The following is a 10,508-nucleotide window of genomic DNA, read 5'->3' as shown; positions in this document are numbered from 1 at the left end:
CGCATTATAGGGAGCCGGCGAATTCTGGCAAGCGTAAAATCGAGAAAAAGTGCTGTTTTCGGTGCGTTCGAACAAACACCAAGCAAACACACACCTTATCAACAGATTTACCCACAGAAAGCTTGCCTGAACCATTGGCTAGACAGCCGTAATAGCAAAAAGTCCCGCAGAAGCCGGGGTTGGTAAGCGGCACTGTAATCACCTGTTGCACATGGCTAGCGATCACGCCCTTGGCCCCATTCTCCCCTTGCAGTCGCATCAGCGGCGTCATCGCAATGGCTTGTATGTTTGCCAAGCCCTGGGCTGCCCGCACCAGCAAAACGTCGGGGGCTACGCATCATCCTCCGCCTCTAACATGACCCAAACATCGCTGGAAGCCTCTGACGAGCGCAAGAGGCGTTCCATCGCTGCCAGCTGGGCACCGCGTTTGTCACTGCCGAAGCATTGCCCGGTGCCGGCGGCGAGTACTCAACCTATACACTCAGGGTTGTGGTGCAGTGCGGTTCTGTCATGTTGAAAATGCTATGCGGCCCCCTGAAACGGGTTGACCGTAGAAGAGCACCTGGAGGGCTTCGCGCCCCTCTCTGGGTGTGCTGGGTGTGCTGGGTGTGCTGGGTGTGCTGTATTTTGCGTACACAGCCCCCGGGTTCAGCGTGGCGAACTAGTCGTTCGGCAACAGGAGCGTTCTTTTTGGCACATCGCATCAACTGGTAATGCTATTCGCTTAGTCGAACCTGCAGAGGATTTGATCGTTATTCATCCAGATTGCAGTGTTTGAAAGCAGCAAAGACGGAAATCAGCCAGAAATACAGGGGTTGTGCCACCTAGATTCTTTCTTGCAGCGCCTTGAAGAAGGCATCGATATTCTCGTCGTGGCGTTTGTAATAGGTCCAGGGGCCAATCCGCTGCGATGTCACTAATTGCGCGCGCTGCAGCGCCGCGAGATAAAGCGATGTGGTTGATTGGGAGAGACCCGTGCGCGCTTGGATGATGCTGACGCACACACCAACCGTTTCTGGATCGACCTCCTGCTCAGGAAAGGCGGTCCTGGGATCCTTGAGCCAATTGAGGATGGCAAGGCGCATCGGGTTCGCCAATGCTTTCAGCGCTTCGTTGACATCAATAGCCATGAATTTTTGATACCTGTTTTTTGCGATATTTAGATATTTTCCTGGTTCGCGCATCAAATTGGAAGGCTTCGCCGCGACCTCTGCTCGTCAGCCCGTTGCAATGACTGGCTACTTTGAACTGAAATCCTATTGTCCCTGTCAGATAGAACTATCGGACGCCTGTGCGCCGAAGTACAAGATGATGTGACCCACACCAATTTCCTGCAGTGTTTCCAGCAAGGGGCGAAGGTGGTTACGTCCCTAGTGGCATCCTAGATGGATATTGCGAGGGTAGCGTGGATGGGGGCTCGGTGGGCTTGGCGTCTCACATCGACGTTTAGGGGAAAGAACGGTTCAAGGCTTAGATGACCCCTCCTGAAAGTTCGTTTGCCTATCTCTCCCTATGCTCTTGATAGGCGGTCGCGCTTAGTTGGTACATGCTTCACTTCCTCGGTCAGCAACCGCTGAGCCACGCCCCTTAACTATGGGGCGTGGCAATGATCATTTAGGGTTGGTAAGTCGGGTAGTCGATGTAGCCTTTTTCGGTGCCGCCAAACATGCTGCTTGGATCAACGGGGTTAAGGGGCCAGTTGTTGGCAATACGGGCGGACAGGTCGGGGTTCGCAATGAAAGGGCGGCCAAAAGCGATCAGGTCTCCCCAGCCGGCATTGATGACGCGACTCGCGCGTTCAGCGGTGTACTTCCCGGCATAAATAATCTTTCCGCTGAAGGTCTTGCGAACCTCTTCCCGGAACGAATCAGGCAGCTCGGGGGCGTTTTCCCAATCGGCCTCGGCGAGCGACAAATAGGCAATGCCCACTTCTTCGAGGATCTTCACAGCCTCAATGTAGGTTTGGTGCGGATCTTCTTCGACCAGACCGAGGTATACGCGGTTTTCGTCTGTGGTCTCGAACAGCGGGGAGAAGCGAACCCCCATGCGATCTTTACCGACGACATCAGCAACGGCCAGGGTGATCTCACGCAGGAAGCGAAGACGGTTTTGCAGCGAGCCACCATATTCATCATCACGCTGGTTGGTATGGGTCGAAATGAACTGGTTTACCAGGTACCCATTCGCGCAGTGAAGCTCGACCCCGTCAAAACCTGCGTCCAAGGCATTTTGGGCGGCTTGGGCGTAGAGCTTAACCAGTTCCTTTACCTCCTGGGTGGACAGCGCACGCGGGATCGATGGCTCAGCCAGCACACCCGTGCCGGGGCCAGTCTCGATGAACACCTTGACGTTGTCCGCACGGATGGCTGATGGCGCGATAGGTGCTTCACCTCCGGGCTGCAGTGATGTGTGCGATACGCGGCCAACATGCCAAAGTTGAGCAAAGATCACCCCCCCTTCGGCGTGAACCGCGTCGGTGACCTTACGCCAGCCTTGTATCTGCTCTGGGCTATGAATGCCGGGGGTCCAGGCGTAGCCCTGTCCCCGAGGTTCGATCTGGGTGCCTTCGGTCACCATGAAGCCAGCGCTGCTGCGCTGACGGTAATAGGTGGCCATGAGCTCGTTCGTAATGTTGCCGGGTTGGGAACTGCGCGAACGCGTCAGTGGCGGCAAAACGATACGGTTCTTGAGAGTGTATGGGCCCAGCTGGGTGGCGTTGAAGAGTGCTGATTTTGTCATTTCATTTACCTGCATATCTAAAATATTCAATGTTTAGGGTCAAAAAAACGTGGCTCCACGCGAAGAGCCCGAGAGTTGTTTCGTTGAGGTTGATATCGATGTTCTTCTTCTGACTGCAGGCTTCCAGCCTTGATTTATGAGGTTCCCGTCTTAGGCCCGAGTCTTGTCACCACCAAAGGGGGCGTGGGCAGGGATCTCATGGTAGGTATTTATCCATATACGCCCAGTTTCCACCGCGCGTGCTACCCGCAACGAACGGTTGGTGTCTTGAGTCCAAACTGCACCCGCCAGACCGAATTCGGAGTCATTGGCCATGGCGATGATCTCTGCTTCACCCTTGAACGGATGTCGACAGCGCGACGTTCACGAATGGGTTTGCCTACATCAAGGGTTTCCAGAACGGCGAATCGATCGGCATCAGCTTCCAGCAGGTCGGCAATCTTCAGCAATGCATTGGCGCGTTGCGCGGCCTGCACTGCGCAGTCGACATCGGCAGCGGTCGTATTTGGGATGCTGGTGAGGATTTCTTCGTTGACCGGGTTGATGATATCGAGAGTGTCACCGTCCGCCATCACCCACTGGTTATCGATAAACAGGCCGTCACTGCGGTTGGGAAGGTAGCTCTGGTGGTTATCACCGGCGTTTTGTATGGGGTGCCTCCTGAGGTCAGTGCAGCGGATTCTTATTGAAGAATATTCCACATATTTAAATATGTCAATATATAACTATGATTTCGTATAAGCATTCCTATCGCCGCACTCTTTCATCCTGTTCCTGGGCCGGAGGCGATTTAGTAAAGCTGTCCCTCCACACTTGATACTTTCTGGGGCTTAAAACAAAAAAGCCCCTGTATAAACAGGGGCTTGAGCGCGAATTCGTTATAAAAATGTCTTAGGTAAATCTTAGAACGGAATGTCGTCATCAAAGTCCATCGGCGGCTCATTGTAGACCGGCGGGGCGGACTGGGGTTGAGCCTGGGGAGCGGCCGGACGGTTGTAGCCACCTTGCTGCTGCGGGCTAGGCGCTGCTGCCGGACGGCTGGCCTGCTGCATCGGTTGCTGCGGCTGACCCCAGCTCTGCTGTTGACCGCCACCCTGATTCATCGGTTGACCACCACCTTGCGGACGGCCACCCAGCATCTGCATGCTGCCACCGATATCGACCACGACCTCGGTAGTGTAACGCTCCTGGCCATTCTGATCCTGCCACTTACGAGTTTGCAGACGACCTTCGATATAGACTTGGGAGCCCTTACGCAAATACTCACCGGCGACCTCGGCCAACTTGCCAAACAACACGACACGGTGCCACTCGGTCCGCTCTTTCTGTTCGCCGGTCTGCTTGTCGCGCCAGGTATCGGAAGTCGCCAGGGTGATATTGGTCACCGCACCCCCACTGGGCATGTAGCGCACCTCGGGGTCTTGCCCGAGGTTACCGATCAGGATCACTTTATTGACGCCGCGACTGGCCATAATTCACTCTCACCTCATTCTTTAAACCGGCTCTTGTCCGGCCATATTCATCGTTTGCTTGCCCGCAATTCAGGCAGCGCCTTGGCGGTACTACATGTTGTCCCGACTGGGCCTGACCTGGCAGGCAAGGGGTCGCAGTCTGCCACAACCGTGCCCGACATAGTAACAGCAAGAACTCCTCAGCGCACGATGGCGTCGGCTTGGCCTCGCCAATCCCTGACCATCATCAATGTTATGACCTTAACTTCTGCCGCACGGTTCAACGAGATCTCATCCACAACAGACCACGCGTCTTCGCAAAGGGGGGCTGACAGCGTATCTCTCCAGCCTACGCCACGGTTTTCGCTTGCCGCTTCCCTTGCTCAGCTCTCCCAATCTCAAAGCGCGATATAAAAGTGTGAACCGCTACGAATCTCATGCTTGACCTTGGACTATGGTCAAAGGTCTACAGTCTCCTGCAAGAACGGACACTCAAAGGAGCACCCCATGAGCCACTCCTGCTGCTCGGGCAAATCCAAGCCCACCCAGAGCGAAGCACACCAGCACAATAGTCACTGCTGTGATGCCACCGCCTCACCGCACTCCCACACCGAACATGCCCCCCATGACAGCGGCCATGTTCATGATGCCTCGACAGGAGACGACGATCCCCCTCGAGCACCCGCCTCCGGTAACCAGCGTCACAGCTGGCAAGTCAGCGGGATGGACTGCCCCAGTTGTGCCCGCAAGATAGAGACCGCCGTGGGCCGCCTGGACGGTGTCAGCCAGGCACGCGTGCTGTTTGCAACCGAACGACTCGTTGTGGATGCCGCTCCCACTCTTTCTCCCAGCGTTATCATGGAGGCGGTCGGTGCCGCGGGCTTTACCCTAAGTGGAGGCCCCTCTCGAACTGCCAGCTCTGCAACCCAGTCCAGCTGGCTGCGTGAAAACGCAGGCATTATTTCACTTGCCGCCATGATGGGGTTGGCCACCCTGCTTGGCCAAGTGATGCCCGAACTCGGCCAGTGGCTCTTTACCCTGGCGACCCTGTGGGGCCTGTGGCCGGTCACCCGTAAGGCATGGCAATTGGCACGCAGTGGCACTCCGTTTGCCATCGAAACCCTGATGAGTGTCGCCGCTGTCGGCGCCCTCTATCTCGGCGAGACCGCCGAGGCCGCCATGGTTCTGCTGCTCTTCATGCTCGGTGAAAAGCTTGAATCCTATGCCGCCGGACGTGCCCGCGCCGGTGTCACCGCCCTGATGGCGCTGGTGCCAGAGCAGGCCATCCGGGTACGTGGTGAGCAGCGCGAAGAGGTGGAAGCGAGCGAATTGCGGCCGGGCGACATCATAGAGGTGGCCCCAGGAGCGCGCCTGCCGGCCGATGCGGTGTTGCTCGACACGCTCGCCGCCTTTGACGAGAGCGCCCTCACCGGAGAGTCGATCCCGGTCGAACGCCGCGCCGGCGAGAAAGTCGCCGCCGGCTCCCTCTGCGTGGATCGACTGATCCGGCTGCGCGTCACCTCGGAACCCGGCCACAATGCCATCGATCGCATATTGCAACTCATCGAAGAGGCCGAATCCAAGCGCGCACCGATCGAACGCTTCATTGACCGGTTCAGCCGCTGGTATACCCCGGCCATGATGCTGGTCGCCCTCGCCGTCATCCTGATCCCTCCCCTGGCATTGGGCGCCGACTGGGAAACCTGGACTTATCGCGGCCTGGCCCTGCTGCTGATCGGCTGCCCTTGTGCCCTGGTGATATCGACCCCGGCAGCCGTCACCTCGGCACTGGCCGCCGCCACCCGCCAAGGGGCGCTGATCAAGGGGGGAGCGGCACTGGAGCAACTGGCTGCTATCGACATGATCGCCTTCGACAAGACCGGCACCCTGACCCTGGGCAAGCCTGCGGTCACCAACCTGGAAGTGCTGGGCTCCGCCGAAGAGGCCACCTTCCTGCTGACCATGGCCGCCGCCATCGAGACCGGCTCCCATCACCCGCTGGCGCAGGCGGTGGTGAACCACGCCACCGAACAAGGGATCACGACTGCCGCCGCAGGCGAGATCCGGGCCCTCCCCGGCATGGGGGTCGAGGGGATCATCGATGGCAAACGCTGGAGCCTGCTGGCCCCCCAACACCAGCAGGGATTGGATGAGCCGACCCAAGCCCGCATCCAGTCGCTGGAGCAGCAAGGCAAGACAGTGATCGTGCTGGCCCGCGAGAAGACCCCGCTGGCGCTGCTGGCGCTACAGGATCAACTGCGCGGCGACGCCCGCGCCGCCCTGGACGAGCTGAAAGCACTGGGCATTGAGGGGGTGATGCTGACCGGAGACAACCCGAGGGCTGCCGCGGCCATCGCCGGGCAACTCGGCCTGGATTACCGCGCCAGCCTGCTTCCCACCGACAAGGTGGATGCCATCGCAGCCCTCTCTGGGCAACGGGCCATCGCCATGGTCGGGGACGGGATCAACGATGCCCCCGCCATGAAGCGGGCCCGCATCGGCATCGCCATGGGCTCCGGGACCGACGTGGCGCTGGAGACCGCCGACGCGGCCCTGACCACCAGCCAGCTGCATGGTCTGCCGGCCATGATCCGCCTGTCACGGGCGGCGCTGGCCAACATCCACCAGAATATCGCCCTGGCCCTCGGTCTCAAGGCGATCTTCCTGGTCACCAGCCTGCTCGGTCTGACCGGCCTGTGGTTGGCGGTGCTGGCCGACACCGGGGCCACCGCCCTGGTCACCGCCAATGCCCTGCGCCTGCTGCGCAAGCGCTGATCTGCCCGCAATAAAAAAGCCCCGCTGTGCGGGGCTTTTTCACGTCTGCGCTCAGGCCTGCTTGGGGCGCACCCCCAGGGTATGGCAGATGGCGTAGGTCAGCTCGGAGCGGTTCAGGGTATAGAAGTGGAAATCCTTCACCCCCTCCTGACTCAGTACCCGCACCTGATCGATGGCGATGCTGGCCCCCACCAGGTTGCGGGTCATCTGGTCGTTATCCAGCCCCTCAAAGCGCTGGTGCATCCAGCGCGGTACCTTGACGTTGGTGAAACCGGCGAACTTGGCCAGCGTCTGATAGTTGGAGACCGGCAGTATGCCCGGCACTATCTCGGCATCGATGCCGATGGCGGCGCAGCGATCCCGGAAGCGCAGGTAAGTCTCCACGTCGAAGAAGAACTGGGTGATGGCGCGGTTGGCGCCAGCATCGATCTTGCGCTTGAGGTTGAGCAGATCCGACTGGGCGCTGCGCGCCTCCGGGTGGACTTCCGGATAGGCCGCCACCGAAATGTCGAAATCGGCTTCGGCCTTGAGCAGGGCCACCAGATCGGCGCCGTACATCTCGGGCTTGTCGACCCCTTGCGGCAGATCACCGCGCAGGGCAACGATGTGGCGGATCCCGCTGTTCCAGTAGTCGCGGGCAATGGTGCGCAGCTCATCACGGCTGGCATCGATACAGGTCAGGTGCGGCGCGGCGATGAGGCCGGTGCGCTCCTTGATATCCTTGATCACCTTGTGAGTGCGATCGCGGGTGCCCGAATTGGCGCCGTAGGTAACCGAAACGAACTTGGGCTCGAGCACCTTGAGCCGCTCGATGGATTGCCACAGGGTTTGCTCCATGCTCTCGCTGTTGGGCGGAAAGAACTCGAAACTGACCGAAATGTCGCCGCTCAAGTCCGCGATGCTTTGGTTGAGTGCTTCAACCTGGCGTGCACTGTGAAATCCCATCTGTGTCTCTCCCTGTACTGCACATTCCTGAAATCTGGATGTTTGGACGTCCAAACGTCTTTCTATCCTTACCGGATTTCCCCATGATGTCAATCACACCCTCTCTTTTTTACCCGCGACGGCGCCGTAAAAAAAATAAAAATGTCAGTAGAATGAATAAACCCCATCCCAAATCGACAAGAAGCACAGTATCATACCGACGAGAACGTTTTACGTTCTGAATCTGCGTGTGATTGTTTGGCCGGAGTTTTCTCCGGCCCTTCTTTTTTTACTGCCTGCCGCCGATAACCATGAGAGTCCCTATAAGGAGCCTGTCATGGACGACCATCCCGCCGTTGCCACCGAATTGCTATTCGATGGCTATCGGGGACAAATTGCCCGCTACCCCGACTTCTGGGCCATTACGGCTCCCGATGCGCCCGATGACTACTTCGGCAACTACCTGTTGCTGGCCTCCCCCCCTCACGACCATGACAAGGGGTGGCTGGAGCAGAGCTTCGATCGCCACATAGGGCGAGATCCCCGTATTCGTCACCGCACCTTCCAGTGGACGCTCCAAGAGGGGCAACACAGCCGCCTGGCCGGCTTCATCACCGCTGGATACCACTATCTGGAGCTGCAAGCGCTCGGTGTCACGACAACGCAGCTGCGGCAACCCGCAGGGGCGCAATCCCTGCCTGTGCGCCCCTTCGTCCACCATGATTGGCCCGCCTGGCATGCGCTCGAACTGGCAGAGCGGGACCCCGCGCATAATGCGGTGGACTACGCCCGCTTTCTTGACGGACGCATGGCGCTCTACCACGCCATGATTGCCGATGGTCTCGGCCAGTGGTGGGGAATGTGGGAGGGAGAGGAGCTGGTCGCCAGTTGTGGCCTCTTTTTCAAAGGGTCACTCGGCCGCTTTCAATGGGTACGCACCCGCGAACGCTGGCGCAATCGCGGCCTGTGCCGACACTTGCTCTATCAGGTGGCGTCCCATGGACTGCAACGGGTGCCCGAGATCATCATCGTGGCCGACAGCGACTACTTTGCCCACCGCATCTACCGCAACCTCGGCTTTGAGACGCGGGGCCGGCTGGGCAGCCTGTTTCGCCGGAAGCGGCCAGAGCCATAAAAAACAGGGAGGCCAATGGCCTCCCTGTTTTTATCCCGCCCTCTTACTGCGGGGTCGCCCCCTGCTCCAGCTCTCTAGAGAGCGCCTCTTCACTGGCGGCCGTGGCCGCGGCACTCGCCGCAGGCGCCATGGTGGCCGGTGCCGGTGCATTTTCTTGGGCAACAGGGGCCGTCGACGGGGCGGCAGAGGGCGCCGCTGCCGGGGCTGGCGCCGTACAGTCGCAGGCGGCAGCCCCCTTCTTGCCCTTCCGCTGCGGCGCATACCAACTGAGCAGCCCACTCTCCAGCTGGATGGCGGCCGCCTGGGGCTCAAGCTTACCGAGCAACACCTGCTGGCTCACCTCTGCCAGCTGATCCCCAAGCTTGGGGCTGCCACGCGAGAGGATCTGGGTCGCCACCCGTATGGTGGAGTCGCACTGATCGCGCCACTCCATCATCTCGCGCGCCGCCGGGTTGCTCACATCGAAGAAGTGGTTCGACAAAGAGAAGAATCCGGGCAAGGCGTTGGTGTAGAGCTCGGCAAACTCGGAGGTGGTGAGCCACTGCAGGAACTGCATGGCCTCCTCTTTATTCTTGCTCGCCGTGTTCATCCCCATGCCGATGTCGGTATGGTCGGTGAAGTAGCAGCTGTCTCCCGCCTTGGCGACCGGCGGGCGCAGCACGCCAAAATCAACCTTGCCGGTGAAGGGGGCGATCTCCCAGGAGCCGGCAACATACATGGCCGCCTTGCCCGAGGTAAACAGTTCGTTCGCCGCCGCATAGTCACGCTGCTCAGCCCCCTCCCCCAGATAAGGGCGCCAGCGGGCCAGCTCGCTGAAAGCCTGCACATAGGGGGCATTGTCGAGCCGCTCACTGCCGCTGATGAGCGCCAATCGGCCATCCTCCCCCTTCCAGTAGTTGGGGCCGATATTCTGGAAGCCGAGCTCAGAGGCCACCCAGCTCTCGGCACCGCTCATCGCGAGCGGCACGTAGCGACCATCGGCTTTGACCTTATCGAGGGCAGCAAAGAACTGCTCCCGGGTCTGCGGCGGGGTAATCCCCAGATCCTTGAAGATCCCCTTGTTGTAGAAAAAGCCGTGGATGACCGATGCCATCGGCACACAGAAGGTCTGAGCCCCCGAGTCAGTCTGCCACGGGGACTGGGCAAAACTCGGGAAGTTCTCCATCCCCGCCATCTCGGTCAGCTCGGCCAGATGGCCGGCCTTGAACAGGGCCAGCGAGTCGTCAAACGGGCGGCAGGTGATGAGATCCCCCGCCTTGCCGGCCTTGAGGCTCTCTTGCAGCGTCGGCATGAAGCTGACGTTTTGTACCGGGTGGAAAGTCAGTTTGATCCCGGGATGGCTCTTCTCAAACGCCGGAATGATTTTCTGCTCCCACAGGGCCTTGTCATCGACACGCCAGCTCTCTATCACCAGCTCACCCGCCACCAGATGGGAACAACACAGCAGGCCGAGCGCCCCTAACCATTGCTTTGACATAGCGCCT

General features: G+C 59.5%; 10 protein-coding genes. 2 read left to right on the top strand and 8 right to left on the bottom strand.

The genetic code is table 11. The features are described 5' to 3' along the window. Window positions 1-4 precede the first annotated feature (4 nt). The 6 genes from BN1134_RS19885 to BN1134_RS00375 all read right to left on the bottom strand — a co-directional run bounded on the left by BN1134_RS19885 (window position 5) and on the right by BN1134_RS00375 (window position 4,211). Window positions 5-271: a hypothetical protein gene (locus BN1134_RS19885; protein WP_198133122.1), complete on the bottom strand. Its 267-nt coding sequence runs from the start codon at window positions 269-271 to the stop codon at window positions 5-7. A 553-nt stretch (window positions 272-824) separates the two neighbouring features. Next, a complete protein-coding gene (locus BN1134_RS00390) occupies window positions 825-1,130 on the bottom strand; it encodes an ArsR/SmtB family transcription factor (protein ID WP_042044573.1) in 306 nt (101 codons plus the stop codon). 484 nt (window positions 1,131-1,614) lie between these two features. Next, window positions 1,615-2,739 carry an alkene reductase gene (locus BN1134_RS00385; RefSeq protein ID WP_042044571.1) on the bottom strand — a complete coding sequence of 375 codons (1,125 nt, stop codon included), beginning with the start codon at window positions 2,737-2,739 and terminating at the stop codon, window positions 1,615-1,617. Window positions 2,740-2,889: 150 nt separating this feature from the next. After that, window positions 2,890-3,054 (bottom strand): aldehyde dehydrogenase family protein, encoded by a 165-nt coding sequence (locus BN1134_RS20330; RefSeq protein ID WP_332309651.1) that lies wholly within the window; start codon window positions 3,052-3,054, stop codon window positions 2,890-2,892. Next, entirely contained in the window at window positions 2,982-3,311 is a 330-nt protein-coding gene (locus BN1134_RS19880) for an aldehyde dehydrogenase family protein (protein ID WP_198133121.1), read from the bottom strand. The genes BN1134_RS20330 and BN1134_RS19880 overlap by 73 nt, the downstream gene beginning before the upstream one ends. A gap of 330 nt (window positions 3,312-3,641) precedes the next feature. After that, window positions 3,642-4,211 carry a single-stranded DNA-binding protein gene (locus tag BN1134_RS00375; RefSeq protein WP_042044569.1) on the bottom strand — a complete coding sequence of 190 codons (570 nt, stop codon included), beginning with the start codon at window positions 4,209-4,211 and terminating at the stop codon, window positions 3,642-3,644. Between the two features lie 486 nt (window positions 4,212-4,697). On the opposite strand from BN1134_RS00375, the gene BN1134_RS00370 reads away from it, so the two are divergent. After that, window positions 4,698-6,965, top strand: a complete 2,268-nt coding sequence (locus BN1134_RS00370) for a zinc/cadmium/mercury/lead-transporting ATPase (RefSeq protein ID WP_042044568.1) — start codon at window positions 4,698-4,700, stop codon at window positions 6,963-6,965. A 51-nt stretch (window positions 6,966-7,016) separates the two neighbouring features. On the opposite strand, the gene metF is transcribed toward BN1134_RS00370, so the two are convergent. After that, window positions 7,017-7,910, bottom strand: a complete 894-nt coding sequence (gene metF / locus BN1134_RS00365; protein ID WP_042044566.1) for a methylenetetrahydrofolate reductase — start codon at window positions 7,908-7,910, stop codon at window positions 7,017-7,019. A gap of 316 nt (window positions 7,911-8,226) precedes the next feature. On the opposite strand from metF, the gene BN1134_RS00360 reads away from it, so the two are divergent. Then, window positions 8,227-9,024: a GNAT family N-acetyltransferase gene (locus BN1134_RS00360; RefSeq protein ID WP_042044565.1), complete on the top strand. Its 798-nt coding sequence runs from the start codon at window positions 8,227-8,229 to the stop codon at window positions 9,022-9,024. A gap of 43 nt (window positions 9,025-9,067) precedes the next feature. On the opposite strand, the gene BN1134_RS00355 is transcribed toward BN1134_RS00360, so the two are convergent. After that, a complete protein-coding gene (locus BN1134_RS00355) occupies window positions 9,068-10,501 on the bottom strand; it encodes an ABC transporter substrate-binding protein (protein ID WP_042044564.1) in 1,434 nt (477 codons plus the stop codon). Window positions 10,502-10,508: the final 7 nt, after the last annotated feature.

Source organism: Aeromonas simiae (assembly GCF_000820125.1).
Taxonomy (GTDB): domain Bacteria; phylum Pseudomonadota; class Gammaproteobacteria; order Enterobacterales; family Aeromonadaceae; genus Aeromonas; species Aeromonas simiae.
This window is presented reverse-complemented; position numbering and strand designations above follow the sequence as displayed.

Coding starts and splice junctions, on each gene's coding strand:
- BN1134_RS00355 (WP_042044564.1), bottom strand. CDS start 10,501: ATGTCAAAGCAATGGTTAGGGGCGCTCGGCCTGCTGTGTTGTTCCCAT.
- BN1134_RS19885 (WP_198133122.1), bottom strand. CDS start 271: ATGACGCCGCTGATGCGACTGCAAGGGGAGAATGGGGCCAAGGGCGTG.
- BN1134_RS00360 (WP_042044565.1), top strand. CDS start 8,227: ATGGACGACCATCCCGCCGTTGCCACCGAATTGCTATTCGATGGCTAT.
- BN1134_RS00390 (WP_042044573.1), bottom strand. CDS start 1,130: ATGGCTATTGATGTCAACGAAGCGCTGAAAGCATTGGCGAACCCGATG.
- BN1134_RS00375 (WP_042044569.1), bottom strand. CDS start 4,211: ATGGCCAGTCGCGGCGTCAATAAAGTGATCCTGATCGGTAACCTCGGG.
- BN1134_RS20330 (WP_332309651.1), bottom strand. CDS start 3,054: ATGGCCAATGACTCCGAATTCGGTCTGGCGGGTGCAGTTTGGACTCAA.
- metF (WP_042044566.1), bottom strand. CDS start 7,910: ATGGGATTTCACAGTGCACGCCAGGTTGAAGCACTCAACCAAAGCATC.
- BN1134_RS19880 (WP_198133121.1), bottom strand. CDS start 3,311: ATGGCGGACGGTGACACTCTCGATATCATCAACCCGGTCAACGAAGAA.
- BN1134_RS00370 (WP_042044568.1), top strand. CDS start 4,698: ATGAGCCACTCCTGCTGCTCGGGCAAATCCAAGCCCACCCAGAGCGAA.
- BN1134_RS00385 (WP_042044571.1), bottom strand. CDS start 2,739: ATGACAAAATCAGCACTCTTCAACGCCACCCAGCTGGGCCCATACACT.